We start from the raw sequence: 17,983 nt of genomic DNA, 5'->3' as shown, positions 1-17,983 counted from the left end.
TCGATGATCTCTTGACGCTTTATTGCGTCAATTTTTCGTCTATAACTATTTGGAATTACTTAAATGCCAAACTATTGACCTTATAGAGGCCATCCTAAACAATCGGCAATGTAATGTCACATTGATATTTGTACCTTAGCCAACCGTTCATTGAGGACAAATGTCGTACATCATCGAAAGCTCGCTCAACGCTAAGTTCAGCAACGTTTTCTACGCCTCGGCGGCGGCATTTCTTGCCGCAGAACAGCCACATATCGGCAACCGTCAAACCTGCAAGCGTCAATTTTCAGATCACTTTCGCGCCCCCAGGCTGCTGCCTCCATACAAGCACAAACCTTGCCTGAAACCGGACGGGCTCGGGCTTCAAAACGAGGCAACACCGGGGTTGTATCAGGGTTCGAGCCAACGCCAGCCTTGTATTGCGCGCGACCTGCAACAGCGCTTCATCGCAGATCAGACAGTTAGAGAACGATTGCGCAGATACTGACACGGCGATGATGGCAAACCATTGACGATTTCTGAACCAGCACCGAGCGTGCAAACAGACTTTGTACGATGAATTTTAACGATCAGCAGATTTAAAACCGTCAACAAGTCAGCGCCCATTAAATGACGAAGACAAAGATCGATCGTAGGCGGCCCACTCGCTGCCTGGCTGGCAGGCTATGCTGCTGAACATGCTTCAGCCTGTGCGCATACAGGATCAAGAATGAAACACCCACTGCTCAGGAGCAGTCTGGTAGCAATGAACGACGTACAATTGTTTACTCAGTATCGATTCGAGGCGACCATTGGCCATCTGCTTAGCCGTAAGGGCGTCGTCGCCCTCACCTACACCGCTTGGCAGCACCAGTGAAAGCCAGGGCGAGCCGGCCAGACCTTAACGGCGGCACACCCACCCCACCCACCACAAGGATGAAGAGAGCGCCGCGTGGAATCTGAAGTCAGTCGAGTCCAACTCAGCCATGATCCACGCAGTCAGCATGACGATCCCTTGCTGGATAGCCTGCTGAGCCTGTGTGTCCTGCACCAGAAACCCGCCAGCCGGGTCATGCTGACCACCGGCCTGCCGCTACCTGCCCAGCGCCTGAGCCCCGAGCTGCTGCCCCGTGCCGCCGCCCGGGCCGGCCTGCAAGGGCGTCTGTTGCAGCGCAAGCTGGAGCAGATCCCGAGCATCGCCATGCCGGCGATGCTGCTGTTAAAGGAAGGCCGCAGTGCTGTCCTGCTGGGCTGGGAGAATGAAGACACCGCGCGCCTGTTGCTCAGCGAGAGCGATGGCGGCGAGGTGCATGTCAGCCGCGAAGCCCTGCAAAGCGACTATAGCGGCCGGGTGTTCTTCGCCCAGCCGCAGCACAAGTTCGACGTCAACCACGGCAACCTCATCCCGCGGGCAAAGTCGTGGTTCCGCGATACCCTGCTGCGCAGCAAGTGGCTGTATATCGACGCCATCGCCGCCAGCCTGGTGATCAACCTCATCGCCCTGGCCGCGCCGCTGTTCGTGATGAACGTGTATGACCGCGTGGTGCCCAACCAGGCAACGTCGACACTTTGGGTGCTGGCCATCGGTATCGCCGGCGCCTATGTCTTCGACCTCATTCTCAAGGGCCTGCGTGGCCTCTGCCTGGACCTGGCCGGCAAGAAGACCGACCTGATCATCTCGGCGACGCTGTTCGAACGCATCGTCGGCATGTCGATGAAGTACCGCCCGGCCAGGGTCGGCAGCTTTGCCCAGAACATTCACGAGTTCCAGGGCCTGCGCGACTTCCTCGCCTCACTGACCCTGACCAGCCTGATTGACCTGCCCTTCACCATCCTTATCCTGATCGTCATCGCCATCATTGGCGGGCATCTGGTGTGGATCCCGATCATCGCCTTCCCGCTGGCCCTGGGCATCGGCTATGCCTTGCAACGGCCGCTGATGGCGACCATGGAACGGACCATGGCCCTGGCCTCCGAGCGCCAGTCCAGCCTGATCGAGACCCTGGCCGGCCTGGATGCCGTAAAGGTCAACAACGCCGAAAGCGAACGCCAGTACATGTGGGAGCAGACCCTCGGCACCCTCAGCCGCCTGGAACTGCGGGTGAAGGTGCTGTCGAGCCTGGCGATGAACATCACCATGCTCATCCAGCAGCTGGCTGGCGTGGCGATGATCTGCGTCGGCGTGTACCTGATCATCGACGGCAACCTGAGCATGGGCGGCCTGGTGGCGTGCTACATGCTTAGCGGCCGGGCGCTCGGGCCACTGGCCTCGCTCAACGGCTTGCTTGCCCGCTACCAGCAAGCCAAGGTCACCATGGTCGCCACTGACCACATGATGGAACTGCCGCAAGAGCGCAACTTCGAGGAGCGCCCGCTGAGCCGCAAGGTACTGCAAGGCAGTGTCGAGTTCCGCGGGGTCGATTTCACCTACCCGAACCAGCAGAACCTGGCCCTGAAGAACATCAACCTGACCATCCGCCCCGGCGAGAAGGTTGGCATCATCGGCCGCAGTGGCTCGGGCAAGAGCTCGCTGGCCAAGCTCATCGTCGGCCTGTACGAGGCCGATGGCGGCTCGCTGCTGGTCGATGGCGTGGACATTCGCCAGATCGACGTCAGCGAACTGCGCCACAACATCGGTTATGTGCCGCAGGACATCCAGCTGCTGGCCGGCACCCTGCGCGACAACCTGGTCAGCGGTGCCCGCTACATCGAGGACGAGCTGATCCTGCAGGCCGCCGAGCTGGCAGGCGTGCATGAATTCGCCCGCCTGCACCCGGACGGTTACGAACTGCAAGTGGGTGAACGCGGGCAGAACCTGTCCGGCGGCCAGCGGCAGAACGTCGCCCTGGGCCGTGCGCTGCTGCTCAACCCGCAGATTCTGTTGCTGGACGAGCCGACCAGTGCCATGGACAACACCGGCGAAGAGCGCCTCAAGCAGCGCCTGCAAGCAGTGGTGGAAGGCAAGACGGTACTGTTGGTCACGCACCGTGCCTCGCTGCTGTCGCTGGTGGACCGGCTGATCGTGATCGATCGCGGGCAGATTGTCGCCGACGGCCCGAAAGCCGCGGTCATGGATGCGCTGAAGAAGGGGCAGATCAGTGTTGCATAAGCTGGATATGGGGCAATTCAAGGATGGCCTGCGGCGCTACTTCAAAGGTTCCGACTCACTGGGCGGCCAACCGCTGCCAGAGGTCAACAAGGCCCTGATCGAAGATGCGCCAAGGGTTGTGCGCCTGACCATCTGGGGCGTGATCCTGTTCTTCGTGTTCTTGATCGTGTGGGCCAGCGTCGCCCCGATCGACGAGGTCACGCGTGGAGAAGGCAAGGCCATTCCGTCGTCCAAGGTGCAGAAGATCCAGAACCTGGAGGGCGGTATCGTCGCCGAGATCTTCGCCAAGGAAGGGCAGATTGTCGAAATTGGCCAGCCATTGCTGCGCCTGGATGAAACCCGCTTCGCCTCCAACGTCGGTGAAACCGAGGCCGACCGCCTGGCCATGGCCCTGCGGGTAGAGCGCCTGAGCGCCGAGGTAGGGGACACCCCGCTGAAAATCGATGAGGCGTTGCGCAAAGCCGCGCCAAGCCAGGCGGCGAACGAAGAGTCGCTGTTCCAGAGCCGGCGCCAGCAACTGCAGGACGAAATTGGCGGCCTGCAGCAGCAGCTGGTTCAGCGCCAGCAGGAGCTGCGTGAGTACAGCTCCAAACGTTCCCAGTACGCCAGCAGCCTTGAGCTGCTGCGCAAGGAAATCGGCATGTCCGAACCGCTGGTGGCAACCGGTGCGATCTCCCAGGTCGAAGTGCTGCGCCTGCGCCGCGCCGAAGTGGAGAACCGTGGCCAACTGGACTCCACCGCGCTGGCCATCCCACGAGCCGAAGCGGCCATCCGCGAGGTACAGAGCAAGATCGAGGAAACCCGAGGCAAATTCCGCAGTGAAGCGCTGACCCAGCTGAACGAGGCGCGCACCGAGCTGAACAAGGCCACGGCCACCAGCAAGGCACTGGACGATCGGGTGCACCGCACCATGGTCACTTCGCCTGTACGCGGTATCGTCAAGCAGATGCTGGTGAACACCATTGGCGGGGTTATCCAGCCCGGCAGCGATATCATCGAGGTGGTGCCACTGGACGACACGCTCGTCATCGAAGCGAAGATCCTGCCCAAGGACATCGCCTTCCTGCACCCTGGCCAGGAGGCGACCGTGAAGTTCACGGCCTACGACTACACCATCTACGGTGGGCTCAAGGCCAAGCTGGAGCAGATCGGCGCCGACACCATCACCGACGAAGACAAGAAGACCACCTACTACCTGATCAAGCTGCGCACCGACCGCAGCCACCTGGGCACCGACGAGAAGCCGCTGCTGATCATTCCCGGGATGGTGGCGACGGTGGATATCATGACCGGCAAGAAGACCATCATGAGCTACCTGCTCAAGCCGATCATGAAGGCGCGTTCGGAAGCACTGCGCGAACGCTAGAAGGCGGACTCAAGGCCTGTGGGAGCGGCCTTGTGTCGCGAAAGGGCTGCGCAGCAGCCCCAGAAGTTTGTGCAGCAATGCGAAATCCTGGGGCCGCGCTGCGACCCTTTCGCGACACAAGGCCGCTCCCACATGCACAGCGCCAGGCCAGGGAATCAGATCAGCCACAGGAAAGCCCTTCAGCGCCAAGGCGCAGGCTCGCCGACCAGCTGACCCTGAATCCCGCCTACCCCCATCTCCTGCAACACCCGCCGCTCCCCTTCCGTCTCGACCCGCTCGGCAATCAGCGGTAAATCGATGCTGTGCGCCGCACGCTGGATCGCTTCGATGAACAGCCGCTTGTGCTGCTCATGGTCGATGTTGCGGATGTAGCTGCCGTCAATCTTCAGGTACGCCAGGCCCAAGTGCGCCAGGTTGCCGATCATGCTGAAGCGCCCACCAAAGCGCTGCAGCGCCAGGCCAAAGCCCAGCCCGTGCAGGCGCCGGGTGAGTTGCTCCAGGGCTGCCTGCTCAGGCAACTGCTCCTCACCAATTTCAAATACCAGACGCGGCCCCATAGCCACGTTCTGGCCAAGCAGCTCAAAGACTCGCTGCAAGGCCTTTGGATCGGCCAGGGTAGCGGCGGACAGGTTCAGCGCCAGCACCTGGTCATGCCCACGCAGGTGCGCCAACACTTTCTCCAGCACCAGCACGTCCAGCCGCGGCATCCAGCCGAAGCGCTCCAGCCAAGGCAGGAAGCGGCCCGCCGGCAGTGCCTCGCCCTGGCCATCCTGCAAACGTGAAATCACCTTGTGGTGCAATACCCGTTGCACCGAAGCGCAATCCACCACTGGCTGGAAGAACAGCTCGAAATGCCCATTGTTGAACGCCTGATCGAGCCGCTCGTGCCAGGCGTGCTGGCTATCGGCTGCAACGGCGGCCACACCTTGCTCAAGGCACACCCACCCCGGCGTTGGCTGGTTTTCGGCACGGGCCAGGGCCTCATCGGCGAGCTTCAGCAATGCCTGTGGAGAATCACCGGGGCTGAACGGCGCGAGGCCGATACAGGCCACCGGGTCGATATCACTGGCTCCAGTCTCGTGCAGGCTTTGCAGCGTCGCTTCCAGTGCCTGGGCAAGCTGTACCGCTTCTTCATGCACCATGCCCGGCGCCAGCACGGCAAACTCGCCACCGCGGCTGCGGGAAATCAGGTCGTTGGTTTCCGGGAAGCTGGCACAGGTGCGGCGCAATTGCTCACCCACGGCCTGCAGCAACTGGTCGGTACGCTGGCCGCCAAGGCGTGCGTTCAGCCCTGCCAGCCCTTGGACGCGCAGTAATAGCAGGTAGCCGGCGCGCGCGTCTTCCAGGTTGCTTACCCGAGTGTTCAGCTGCATTTCGAAATAGCGGCGGTTCGATAGCCCGGTCAGGCTGTCCTGGTAAGACTCCGCACGCAGCCGTTCGCTGCGCTCGGCCTGCTCGGTGAACAGCGCCTTGAGCTTCTCGACCATCTGGTTCATCGCCTGCACCACACGGCGTAGCTCCGGTGTGCGGGGCAACTCTGGCAGGCTGAGGAATTCGCGGCGCGCAATGGCGTGGGATTGCTCAACCATATAGTCCAGCGGCCGCAACTGGCGGCGTAACAGCAAGGCGCCGAGCACGGCACTGGCTGCACCGCACAGCAGCAACCAGCCCAAGCTGCCCAAGGCGCTTTGCCAGAGTTTGGCGATGGCAAACATGGGGTGGCTGATCACTTCTACCCGCGCGGCCTGCTGCCAGCCGCGGCTGACGATGGCGTCGCCCCCCGCAGCCTCAAGGCCGATCAGGTGCACGAACCAGCGCGGCACCCCGCCTGGGTCCGGCTCGGCATGGCGCTCCACCAGAACGGCATTGGAGCTCAGGTCGACCACCTTGATGCTTGCATAGTAACCACTGTCGAAGATCGAGCTGACCATCAGCTCGACCATCGCCGGGTCGTCGATATTCGGCGTCAGCGACAGCGCCAGCGCAGTCGCTGCATCCTGGGCGTGCGAGCGTAGCTGGTTCACGTATTGGCTACGCGAGCTTTCCAGGCTGACCATGAAACTGCCACTGAAGGCGACTACCAGGAACAGGCAAATGGCCAACAGCAATTGTTTGAACAGTGACATCTGTGCTCCTTCAGTAAACCGGCTCGGCCGGGAACCCTTCGGCCTGCATTTTCTTCAGCAAATCCTGCCAGCGTGACAGTCGCTTGGTATCGCCGACCTTCTTGTTGCCTGCGGCACCCGTCAGCCACAACCCCTCGCCATTGAAGGCGTACACCGGCAGCAGGTCGGTACGTTGGCTTGCCGGCTTGATTGCATCCATCAGGCTGTCGAGCACCAAAGGCTGGGCCTGTGGGTTTGAATAATAAGTCAGGACCATGTGCGCCCGGTTTTGCCGCAACGCCTTGACGTAGGTGATGCGCAGTTTTTCGCTGGGGATGCCCATGCGCCGCAGGCTGAAATACTTGGCGATGGCGTAGTCCTCGCAGTCCCCGGCACCTTTGATCAGTGCCTGCACCGGTGTGGCCCAGTAGTCGACCTCATGCCACAGGTCGATGTCTTCGACATAGCGCAATTGCTGGTTGAAGAAGCGGTTGACCACTTGCAGTTGCTCAAGCTCGGTACCCTGCTTCTGCGTGGCCATCAGGTTCTGCCAGGCATCGATGCGGCCTTGCCCGGGACCCAGAGGGCCATACAGGGCCTGCGATTTTCGGCTTATCTGGGAGAAATCCCAATCCGCGTGCAAGCCGCCCAGCAGCAGACTGCCCAGCAGCGCGGCAAAGCCGACACGTCGCACAACGGTTTTGAACATCCAGGATATCGCCACTGCGAAGCCCTGTTCAGGCCAGTCGAAAGCAGCGATGTTGCGGGTTGCCACCGCAAAAAACAATGGCACCCTGCAATCATGCATCCGCCTGTCAGCCCGCCTACACTTTCTATTTATATCCTTCTATGAGCTGCTTCCTTTGGCAGGCGACTTCATCCACCATAGCCGCGCTTTTGGGGCGCCCGTTCCAATGCGGGCCTAGGTTTGACAATTCCCACAAGCTATTACTAGTGTCATTGGATCCAACTTTAGTCATCGTTGAGGCAGACGTCGCGTGGCCGAGAAAATCAAATTGAGCAATGTGTTGGCCAGCGAGCAGCTGTCGCCGAACCAGGCCCGTGCCGTGATCGAAGAACGCCTGCGCAGCGCCATTCTCGATGGCCGCCTGCCCCCTGGTACCGCCGTGCGACAACAAGAACTCGCCACCTTGTTTGGCGTCAGCCGCATGCCCGTGCGCGAGGCCCTGCGCCAGCTTGAAGCGCAATCGCTGCTAAAAGTGGAGATGCACAAGGGTGCGGTGGTTGCGCCATTGATCGGCGAGGATGCGGTGGATACCTATGCCCTGCGCGTATTGCTTGAGAGCGAAGCGCTGCGCCAGTCGATCCCGCTGCTTGATGCCAGCGACATCACCAGCGCCCGTGGCTATATCCAGCAACTGGAGAACGAAACCCGCCACGCCGAAATCGGCCGTCTGAACCGCCTGTTCCACATGACGCTGTACAGCAAGGCGTCGAACAAAAAGCTGCTGCGCCTGATCGAAAACGAACTGAACGAAGAAGAGCGCTTCCTGCGTTTTCATCTTTCGTCCATGGGCCTGGGCAAGCTGACCCAGGACGATCACAACGCACTGGTAGATGCAGCCAGTGACAAGCTGGTGGACGAGGCGGTAGCCGTGCTGGCCCGGCACCTCAATAGCGGAGCGCTGGTAATCCGCAACTACCTGGATGCGCAACGGGCGCGTTAGCCGGTAACCGGCTTTACGTGCGACACGAGCAGATGGGTTGCAAATTGACCTTGCCACGCCAACAATGAGACTAATTATCATTCATGTCCATTGATGCCAGCGCCCTCCCCTATGCCCAGCAATGACTCCGTGCAAACGCTCTACAGTGACCACCACGGCTGGTTACACGCCTGGCTGCGCAGCAAGCTGGGCAATGCCGCCGATGCCGCAGACCTGGCCCATGACACCTTCGTGCGCTTGCTGCAACGCCGCGAACACCTGCAGCTAAACACCCCTCGGGCGTTCCTGCGCACGGTAGCGCGTGGGCTGGTCATCGATCACTGGCGCCGCGAGGAATTGCACAGGGCCTACCTGGAGGCACTGGCCCATGTGCCGGAAGCACAGTACCCCTCGGCCGAAACCCGCGAGCTGCTGCTGGAATTGCTTGAGCGTATCGCGCGCATGCTCGACGGCCTCAAACCCAAGGTACGTCGCGCCTTCCTGCTGGCCCAATGCGAGGGGCTGAAGCACCAGGCCATTGCCGAGCAGATGGGGATCTCGGTGCGTACCGTAGAGCGTTACATCGCTGATGCGCTCTACCATTGCTATGTACTGCGCTACGAAGACGAGTGCTGATTCAATGAGCGCCGTACGCCCTGATGCAAAAGCGGTCAAACAGGCCATCCAGTGGATGCTGCGGCTGCGCGAGCGCGGGCATGAGCCGACGCTGCAACAACAGTGCGCGCAATGGCGCAGTGCCCACCACGAACATGAACAGGCCTGGCAACGGGTGATGCACCTGCATCAGGACCTTGACCTGCGCTCGATCCCCGGTGCCGGGCTGGCGTTGCAAACCCTGGAAACCAGCCAGCAGCGCCTGCACCGCCGGCAGGCACTCAAGCTGCTTGGCGGCATTGTCATGGCGGGGTCCGCAACATGGCTGGCCAAGGACCTCGATGCTATCGGGGCGTGGGCGTCGGACTATGCCACCGGCACGGGTGAGCGACGCGTCATCACCCTGCCCGATGGCTCACTGATGCAACTCAATACCCGCACTGCCGTGGACCTGGCCTTCAACGACCAGCAGCGTCTGGTCCGCCTGAAGCAGGGGGAGCTGATGATTACCTGCAGCTCCCGCCAGCCAGTACTGCTACAAACCCGCGACGCGCTGCTGGAAGGGTTCGCAGGACGCTTTGTGGCCTATCAGGACAACGACTGCACACGTGTCAGCGTCAGTCACGGGAAAGTGGCGATCCACCGGCCTGGCAATGGCCAACTGCAGTGGATTGAAGGCGGCCAGCACTGGCGCCTGGATGCTCAAGGTGCGCACCCGCTCGCGCGCCTGGACATGGACCCGATGGCCTGGACTGAAGGGCTGATCGTTACACAGGACATGCGCCTGTCCGACTTCCTCGTGCAGGTCAGCCGTTATCGCCAGGGTTACCTGGGCTGCAGCGACGAGATTGCCGATTTGCGCCTGTCGGGGGTGTTCCGCCTCGAAGACCCGGAGCAACTGCTTCAGCTGCTGCCGCAGACGCTGCCGGTAAAGCTGCGCCAACGTACACGCTGGTGGGTACGTGTAGAAAGCATGGCCTGATAAGGCCTTGGCGATTTCTGGCGGGTTTTCAATCCCGGTCCGGCTAGGACAGTAAGCGACACCTTCTGCCCTCAACACTTCAACGGACCCTTCATGTCTAGCAATCCGGTGCTAACCCACACTTACAACTTGAATGATTATCGACCTGTCCTGCAGTCAGCACGTTTGCGCCATGCCATCCGGGCTGCACTGTTTGGTACTGCCTTGAGTCTGGCGGCTGTTCCGCAATTTTGCGCAGCGGCTGAAACAGCCCAAGTGAGTCATCACTATGCAATCCCGGCCGGCCAACTGGCCGACGTGCTCAATCAGTTCGCTCGCCAGGCCGGCATTACCCTGTCGAGTACGCCTCAGCTCACCGATGGCTTGCAGTCCAACGGCCTGCAGGGGCAGTACGCTACCGACCAGGCGCTGCGCCAACTGCTCAATGGCAGCGGCCTGGAAGCGGTCAGCCAGGATGGACGTAGCTATGTGTTGCAGACACAGCCCCAGGACGCCGCCCTGTCATTGCCAGACACCGATATCCGTAGCTTCACCCTCGGCAATGCGCTGGGCAGCATGGAGGGTTACAACGCCACCCATAGCCAGGTAGCGACCAAGACCAGCACGCCGTTGGTGGAAACATCCCAATCCGTCTCGGTGGTTACTCGCCAACAGATGGACGATCAGGGCTCACAGACCGTTGCCCAGGCCATGCGCTACACGCCTGGGGTACTGACCAACCCTTACGGTGCCACCCATCGCTACGACTATGTGGCCATGCGCGGTTTCAATGACGGCTCTGTGGATAACATCTACGTCGATGGGCTGAAGTCGATGGGCGACAACGGCACCTACAGCACCATGCAGGTCGACCCGTACTTCCTTGAGCGCATCGACATTCTCAAGGGGCCCTCCTCGGTACTGTATGGGCGAAGCTCGCCAGGGGGCCTGGTAGCCCTGACCACCAAGAAGCCGCTGTTTACCCCCTACCATCAGGTTCAAGCCACAGTCGGCACCCAGGGCCAGCGTGGCATGGGTTTCGACTTCAGCGGCCCTGTGGATGACGACAAACGCATCGCCTATCGCCTGACAGGCCTGGCGGATGCATCCGACACCCAGTTTGACCACAACAAGGAAGAACGCTACACCATCGCTCCGGCCATAAGCGTCGACTTCACCGAAGACACCTCGCTCACACTGCAGGCCTACCTGCAGCACGACCCTAACGGCGGATACCACGGCGGCAACCCTGCTGACGGCATGCTGCACAAGCGCAACGGCTTGCGCTTGTCAGACCATTTCTTCGAGGGCGAGCCAGGCATCGACAACTACGAGCGCACCCAGCAGTCCTTCAGCTACCAGTTCGAGCACCGCTTCAATGATGTGTTCACCGCGCGGCAGAACTTCCGTTACCAGGATTCCGACGTGTCCATGGATCAGGTGTACTCGGCCGGCTGGGCGGATGCCGACAGCAACATTCTGAACCGCGCCTATACCGGCGGCGACGAGCGCCTGCATTCGTACATCATCGACAATATGCTGCAGGCGGAATTCTTCACCGGCGCTGCCAAGCACACCCTGCTGCTGGGCGCCGACTACCAGCGGCGCAAGGCCGACGTCGCATGGCGTTATGGCTCGGTCGACCCGCTGGACGCCGGCAACCCGCAGTACGGCAATGGCAACCTTCAGGTACTGGGCGTAAACCGCTACCAGCGGCGCTTGCAGCAAACAGGTGTGTATCTGCAGGACCTGGTGGAGCTCGACCAGTGGCGCTTCTCCCTGGGGCTTCGCCAGGACTGGGTGAAGGTGTCGGAGGAGAATCGCGACAGCGACACCAAGGTCAGCGATCAGCGCTCCAGTTTTACGACCCGGGCCGGGGTGCTCTACCTGTTCGAGAATGGCATTGCGCCCTATGTCAGCTACTCGGAGTCGTTCAACCCCAATACCGTGTCCGACCAGGAAGGCCGACCGCTGGCTCCGACCGAGGGCACTCAATGGGAAGCCGGCATCAAGTATCAGCCTCCGGGCAGCGACAACCTCTTCACCGCATCGGTGTTCCGCATCGAGCAGGAAAACCTGGCCTCGAAGCAGCCTGACGAAAACTTCTATCGCCCGGTAGGTGAAGTACGCTCGCAAGGGCTTGAGCTGGAGGCTCATGTGCAGCTGACCGACAGCCTCAAACTGCTGGGTGGCTACACCTTTACCGATATCGAATATTCCAGATCGATGCCGAGCCTGACGTCGGCCAGCCTCGACAACAAAGGCAATTCGCCAACCCAGGCACCGAAACAGATGTTCTCGCTGTGGGCTGACTACAACTTCCACCAAGGGCCTCTGGATGGCCTGCGGCTGGGCGGTGGGGTGCGGTATGTGGGCTACAGCTGGGTGGATGCGGAAAACAGCATGAAGGTGCCGTCCTACACCTTGTTCGACGCTTCGCTCGGCTATGACCTGGGCAAGGTTGGGCTCAAGGGTGTGGATGTGCGCCTTAACGCCAACAACCTCACCAATGAAAGCTACATCACCTCATGTGCCAGCCTGAACTACTGCTACATGGGTGAGGAGCGCAATGTCAGCGCCACGGTCAGCTATCAGTTCTGAAATGAAAGTGGCTGCTGATACGCGGTACGTGTAGGAGCGCTTCAGGCTGAAAGTGAAGCCCCGGAAAAGACAAAGCCCCTGTCTGCATTGCAGACAGGGGCTTTGGGTTTGAATCTTGACGATGACCTACTCTCACATGGGGAAACCCCACACTACCATCGGCGATGCATCGTTTCACTGCTGAGTTCGGGATGGGATCAGGTGGTTCCAATGCTCTATGGTCGTCAAGAAATTCTGTGTGCTGGCCCGTCACTCGGACGTGCCTGCGAATCTCTGTAGTTCCTACTTAAAGACAAAACCCCTACCTGCGTGCGCAGATAGGGGTTTTGCGAAATGAATCTTGACGATGACCTACTCTCACATGGGGAAACCCCACACTACCATCGGCGATGCATCGTTTCACTACTGAGTTCGGGATGGGATCAGGTGGTTCCAATGCTCTATGGTCGTCAAGAAATTCTGTAGCCAGAATGTCCAGATGGACAGCCCAGCGAATTCGGATATGTGATATTTGTGGTTTGTTGCGAACTTTCGGTTCTTATCATCTTCACCACCACAATTTGGCGCCTTACGCTCAAATTGCTTGGGTGTTATATGGTCAAGCCTCACGGGCAATTAGTATTGGTTAGCTCAACGCCTCACAGCGCTTACACACCCAACCTATCAACGTCGTAGTCTTCGACGGCCCTTTAGGGGATTCAAGATCCCAGTGAGATCTCATCTTGAGGCAAGTTTCCCGCTTAGATGCTTTCAGCGGTTATCTCTTCCGAACATAGCTACCCGGCAATGCCACTGGCGTGACAACCGGAACACCAGAGGTTCGTCCACTCCGGTCCTCTCGTACTAGGAGCAGCCCCTCTCAAATCTCAAACGTCCACGGCAGATAGGGACCGAACTGTCTCACGACGTTCTAAACCCAGCTCGCGTACCACTTTAAATGGCGAACAGCCATACCCTTGGGACCGGCTTCAGCCCCAGGATGTGATGAGCCGACATCGAGGTGCCAAACACCGCCGTCGATATGAACTCTTGGGCGGTATCAGCCTGTTATCCCCGGAGTACCTTTTATCCGTTGAGCGATGGCCCTTCCATACAGAACCACCGGATCACTAAGACCTACTTTCGTACCTGCTCGACGTGTGTGTCTCGCAGTCAAGCGCGCTTTTGCCTTTATACTCTACGACCGATTTCCGACCGGTCTGAGCGCACCTTCGTACTCCTCCGTTACTCTTTGGGAGGAGACCGCCCCAGTCAAACTACCCACCATACACTGTCCTCGATCCGGATAACGGACCTGAGTTAGAACCTCAAAGTTGCCAGGGTGGTATTTCAAGGATGGCTCCATGAGAACTGGCGTCCCCACTTCAAAGCCTCCCACCTATCCTACACAAGCAAATTCAAAGTCCAGTGCAAAGCTATAGTAAAGGTTCACGGGGTCTTTCCGTCTAGCCGCGGATACACTGCATCTTCACAGCGATTTCAATTTCACTGAGTCTCGGGTGGAGACAGCGCCGCCATCGTTACGCCATTCGTGCAGGTCGGAACTTACCCGACAAGGAATTTCGCTACCTTAGGACCGTTATAGTTACGGCCGCCGTTTACCGGGGCTTCGATCAAGAGCTTCGCTTGCGCTAACCCCATCAATTAACCTTCCGGCACCGGGCAGGCGTCACACCCTATACGTCCACTTTCGTGTTTGCAGAGTGCTGTGTTTTTAATAAACAGTCGCAGCGGCCTGGTATCTTCGACCGGCATGGGCTTACGGAGCAAGTCCTTGACCCTCGCCGGCGCACCTTCTCCCGAAGTTACGGTGCCATTTTGCCTAGTTCCTTCACCCGAGTTCTCTCAAGCGCCTTGGTATTCTCTACCTAACCACCTGTGTCGGTTTGGGGTACGGTTCCCAGTTATCTGAAGCTTAGGAGCTTTTCTTGGAAGCATGGTATCAACCACTTCGTCGCCTAATGGCAACTCGTCATCAGCTCTCGGCCTTAGAATCCCGGATTTGCCTAAGATTCCAGCCTACCACCTTAAACCTGGACAACCAACGCCAGGCTGGCCTAACCTTCTCCGTCCCTCCATCGCAATAACTGGAAGTACAGGAATATTAACCTGTTTTCCATCGACTACGCTTTTCAGCCTCGCCTTAGGGACCGACTAACCCTGCGTCGATTAACGTTGCGCAGGAAACCTTGGTCTTTCGGCGTGCGAGTTTTTCACTCGTGATACCCGTAGCTTCGGTGCATGGTTTGAGCCCCGTTACATCTTCCGCGCAGGCCGACTCGACTAGTGAGCTATTACGCTTTCTTTAAAGGGTGGCTGCTTCTAAGCCAACCTCCTAGCTGTCTAAGCCTTCCCACATCGTTTCCCACTTAACCATGACTTTGGGACCTTAGCTGACGGTCTGGGTTGTTTCCCTTTTCACGACGGACGTTAGCACCCGCCGTGTGTCTCCCATGCTCGGCACTTGTAGGTATTCGGAGTTTGCATCGGTTTGGTAAGTCGGGATGACCCCCTAGCCGAAACAGTGCTCTACCCCCTACAGTGATACATGAGGCGCTACCTAAATAGCTTTCGAGGAGAACCAGCTATCTCCGAGCTTGATTAGCCTTTCACTCCGATCCACAGGTCATCCGCTAACTTTTCAACGGTAGTCGGTTCGGTCCTCCAGTCAGTGTTACCTAACCTTCAACCTGCCCATGGATAGATCGCCCGGTTTCGGGTCTATACCCAGCGACTAAACGCCCTATTAAGACTCGCTTTCGCTACGCCTCCCCTATTCGGTTAAGCTCGCCACTGAATATAAGTCGCTGACCCATTATACAAAAGGTACGCAGTCACCTAACAAAGTAGGCTCCCACTGCTTGTACGCATACGGTTTCAGGATCTATTTCACTCCCCTCTCCGGGGTTCTTTTCGCCTTTCCCTCACGGTACTAGTTCACTATCGGTCAGTCAGTAGTATTTAGCCTTGGAGGATGGTCCCCCCATATTCAGACAAAGTTTCTCGTGCTCCGTCCTACTCGATTTCATTGATAAGAGATTTTCGTGTACGGGGCTATCACCCACTATGGCCGCACTTTCCAGAGCGTTCCACTAATCTCAAACCAACTTAAGGGCTGGTCCCCGTTCGCTCGCCACTACTAAGGGAATCTCGGTTGATTTCTTTTCCTCAGGGTACTTAGATGTTTCAGTTCCCCTGGTTCGCCTCTTGCACCTATGTATTCAGTACAAGATAACCAGCTTATGCTGGCTGGGTTCCCCCATTCAGAGATCTCTGGATCACAGTCTGTTTGCCGACTCCCCAAAGCTTATCGCAGGCTACCACGTCTTTCATCGCCTCTGACTGCCAAGGCATCCACCGTATGCGCTTCTTCACTTGACCATATAACCCCAAGCAATCTGGTTATACTGTGAAGACGACATTCGCCGAAAATTCGCACGTCGCTCTTTCGAGCAGAACTCACAAATTTTACCTTAGCCTGATCACACACCAGTGAAAGTGCATGTCAGTCTATTTCTATCACATATCCGAATTTTTAAAGAACGATCTGACAAAAGTCAGAAATCAACATTCATTCACGAATGTTCATTTCTAAGTTCTGACAAGCTACTGCGTACGGCGGTCAGTCTATTTCTATCACATATCCGAATTTTTAAAGAACGATCTGACAAAAGTCAGAAATCAACATTCATCAACGAATGTTCATTTCTAAGTTCTGACAAGCTACTGCGTACGGCAAAAGTGGTGGAGCCAAGCGGGATCGAACCGCTGACCTCCTGCGTGCAAGGCAGGCGCTCTCCCAGCTGAGCTATGGCCCCGTCTATCTGTTACAACAACATGGCTGAACCATGTAATGGTAGGTCTGGGCAGATTTGAACTGCCGACCTCACCCTTATCAGGGGTGCGCTCTAACCAACTGAGCCACAGACCTATAACAGGGTCGCTGAGGCAAGTGGTGGAGCCAAGCGGGATCGAACCGCTGACCTCCTGCGTGCAAGGCAGGCGCTCTCCCAGCTGAGCTATGGCCCCGCATGAGGCAAGTGGTGGAGCCAAGCGGGATCGAACCGCTGACCTCCTGCGTGCAAGGCAGGCGCTCTCCCAGCTGAGCTATGGCCCCGCATATTGGTAGGTTTGGGCAGAGTTGAACTGCAGAAGAGCCGCCCTCACCACTCTTTATCCAGAGGCATGGGGTGCTCATCATTCCAACCAAACAAATTGCTTGGGTGTTATATGGTCAAGCCTCACGGGCAATTAGTATTGGTTAGCTCAACGCCTCACAGCGCTTACACACCCAACCTATCAACGTCGTAGTCTTCGACGGCCCTTTAGGGGATTCAAGATCCCAGTGAGATCTCATCTTGAGGCAAGTTTCCCGCTTAGATGCTTTCAGCGGTTATCTCTTCCGAACATAGCTACCCGGCAATGCCACTGGCGTGACAACCGGAACACCAGAGGTTCGTCCACTCCGGTCCTCTCGTACTAGGAGCAGCCCCTCTCAAATCTCAAACGTCCACGGCAGATAGGGACCGAACTGTCTCACGACGTTCTAAACCCAGCTCGCGTACCACTTTAAATGGCGAACAGCCATACCCTTGGGACCGGCTTCAGCCCCAGGATGTGATGAGCCGACATCGAGGTGCCAAACACCGCCGTCGATATGAACTCTTGGGCGGTATCAGCCTGTTATCCCCGGAGTACCTTTTATCCGTTGAGCGATGGCCCTTCCATACAGAACCACCGGATCACTAAGACCTACTTTCGTACCTGCTCGACGTGTGTGTCTCGCAGTCAAGCGCGCTTTTGCCTTTATACTCTACGACCGATTTCCGACCGGTCTGAGCGCACCTTCGTACTCCTCCGTTACTCTTTGGGAGGAGACCGCCCCAGTCAAACTACCCACCATACACTGTCCTCGATCCGGATAACGGACCTGAGTTAGAACCTCAAAGTTGCCAGGGTGGTATTTCAAGGATGGCTCCATGAGAACTGGCGTCCCCACTTCAAAGCCTCCCACCTATCCTACACAAGCAAATTCAAAGTCCAGTGCAAAGCTATAGTAAAGGTTCACGGGGTCTTTCCGTCTAGCCGCGGATACACTGCATCTTCACAGCGATTTCAATTTCACTGAGTCTCGGGTGGAGACAGCGCCGCCATCGTTACGCCATTCGTGCAGGTCGGAACTTACCCGACAAGGAATTTCGCTACCTTAGGACCGTTATAGTTACGGCCGCCGTTTACCGGGGCTTCGATCAAGAGCTTCGCTTGCGCTAACCCCATCAATTAACCTTCCGGCACCGGGCAGGCGTCACACCCTACCCTCGCCGGCGCACCTTCTCCCGAAGTTACGGTGCCATTTTGCCTAGTTCCTTCACCCGAGTTCTCTCAAGCGCCTTGGTATTCTGGCAACTCGTCATCAGCTCTCGGCCTTAGAATCCCGGATTTGCCTAAGATTCCAGCCTACCACCTTAAACCTGGACAACCAACGCCAGGCTGGCCTAACCTTCTCCGTCCCTCCATCGCAATAACTGGAAGTACAGGAATATTAACCTGTTTTCCATCGACTACGCTTTTCAGCCTCGC

General features: G+C 58.2%; 9 protein-coding genes, 4 tRNA genes and 4 rRNA genes (1 of these 17 only partly in view). 7 read left to right on the top strand and 10 right to left on the bottom strand.

Going from position 1 to position 17,983, the window contains the following annotated elements; translation table 11 throughout:
* Positions 1 to 160: 160 nt before the first annotated feature.
* From AK81_RS25065 to AK81_RS25050, 3 genes are all read left to right on the top strand, one after another.
* Positions 161 to 487 (top strand): hypothetical protein, encoded by a 327-nt coding sequence (locus AK81_RS25065; protein WP_043203567.1) that lies wholly within the window; start codon positions 161 to 163, stop codon positions 485 to 487.
* Positions 488 to 931: 444 nt separating this feature from the next.
* Positions 932 to 3,088 (top strand): type I secretion system permease/ATPase, encoded by a 2,157-nt coding sequence (locus AK81_RS25055; protein WP_043203564.1) that lies wholly within the window; start codon positions 932 to 934, stop codon positions 3,086 to 3,088.
* A gap of 7 nt (positions 3,089 to 3,095) precedes the next feature.
* Positions 3,096 to 4,454, top strand: coding sequence for an HlyD family type I secretion periplasmic adaptor subunit (locus AK81_RS25050; protein ID WP_193393777.1), 1,359 nt, complete (start codon positions 3,096 to 3,098; stop codon positions 4,452 to 4,454).
* 179 nt (positions 4,455 to 4,633) lie between these two features.
* Here the strand turns inward: AK81_RS25050 and lapD are convergent, their stop codons facing one another.
* Both lapD and lapG read right to left on the bottom strand, forming a co-directional pair.
* Positions 4,634 to 6,580, bottom strand: coding sequence for a cyclic di-GMP receptor LapD (gene lapD, locus AK81_RS25045; protein WP_043203562.1), 1,947 nt, complete (start codon positions 6,578 to 6,580; stop codon positions 4,634 to 4,636).
* A 10-nt stretch (positions 6,581 to 6,590) separates the two neighbouring features.
* A complete protein-coding gene (lapG, locus tag AK81_RS25040; RefSeq protein WP_193393776.1) occupies positions 6,591 to 7,352 on the bottom strand; it encodes a cysteine protease LapG in 762 nt (253 codons plus the stop codon).
* Positions 7,353 to 7,557: 205 nt separating this feature from the next.
* On the opposite strand from lapG, the gene AK81_RS25035 reads away from it, so the two are divergent.
* The 4 genes from AK81_RS25035 (at position 7,558) to AK81_RS25020 (ending at position 12,403) form a co-directional block, all read left to right on the top strand.
* Positions 7,558 to 8,247 (top strand): GntR family transcriptional regulator, encoded by a 690-nt coding sequence (locus AK81_RS25035; protein WP_043203560.1) that lies wholly within the window; start codon positions 7,558 to 7,560, stop codon positions 8,245 to 8,247.
* 111 nt (positions 8,248 to 8,358) lie between these two features.
* Entirely contained in the window at positions 8,359 to 8,862 is a 504-nt protein-coding gene (locus AK81_RS25030; protein WP_043203558.1) for a sigma-70 family RNA polymerase sigma factor, read from the top strand.
* A 4-nt stretch (positions 8,863 to 8,866) separates the two neighbouring features.
* Positions 8,867 to 9,823 carry a FecR domain-containing protein gene (locus tag AK81_RS25025; protein WP_043203555.1) on the top strand — a complete coding sequence of 319 codons (957 nt, stop codon included), beginning with the start codon at positions 8,867 to 8,869 and terminating at the stop codon, positions 9,821 to 9,823.
* A gap of 165 nt (positions 9,824 to 9,988) precedes the next feature.
* Complete coding sequence (locus AK81_RS25020) at positions 9,989 to 12,403, top strand: TonB-dependent siderophore receptor (RefSeq protein ID WP_043203554.1); 2,415 nt, start codon at positions 9,989 to 9,991, stop codon at positions 12,401 to 12,403.
* A 113-nt stretch (positions 12,404 to 12,516) separates the two neighbouring features.
* On the opposite strand, the gene rrf (AK81_RS25015) is transcribed toward AK81_RS25020, so the two are convergent.
* The 8 genes from rrf (AK81_RS25015) to AK81_RS24980 form a co-directional block, all read right to left on the bottom strand.
* Positions 12,517 to 12,632: ribosomal RNA gene (gene rrf, locus AK81_RS25015) — 5S ribosomal RNA — on the bottom strand.
* Positions 12,633 to 12,741: 109 nt separating this feature from the next.
* Positions 12,742 to 12,857, bottom strand: a 5S ribosomal RNA gene (gene rrf, locus AK81_RS25010).
* 140 nt (positions 12,858 to 12,997) lie between these two features.
* A 23S ribosomal RNA gene (locus AK81_RS25005) occupies positions 12,998 to 15,784 on the bottom strand.
* A gap of 361 nt (positions 15,785 to 16,145) precedes the next feature.
* Positions 16,146 to 16,221, bottom strand: a tRNA-Ala gene (locus tag AK81_RS25000).
* A 36-nt stretch (positions 16,222 to 16,257) separates the two neighbouring features.
* A tRNA-Ile gene (locus AK81_RS24995) sits at positions 16,258 to 16,334 on the bottom strand.
* Between the two features lie 22 nt (positions 16,335 to 16,356).
* A tRNA-Ala gene (locus AK81_RS24990) sits at positions 16,357 to 16,432 on the bottom strand.
* Between the two features lie 12 nt (positions 16,433 to 16,444).
* Positions 16,445 to 16,520 (bottom strand) — tRNA-Ala (locus AK81_RS24985).
* A gap of 113 nt (positions 16,521 to 16,633) precedes the next feature.
* Positions 16,634 to 17,983 (bottom strand): 23S ribosomal RNA (locus tag AK81_RS24980) (it continues 1,239 nt past the right edge of the window).

Source organism: Pseudomonas putida W15Oct28, from assembly GCF_000708715.2.
Classification (GTDB): domain Bacteria; phylum Pseudomonadota; class Gammaproteobacteria; order Pseudomonadales; family Pseudomonadaceae; genus Aquipseudomonas; species Aquipseudomonas putida_R.
This window is presented reverse-complemented; position numbering and strand designations above follow the sequence as displayed.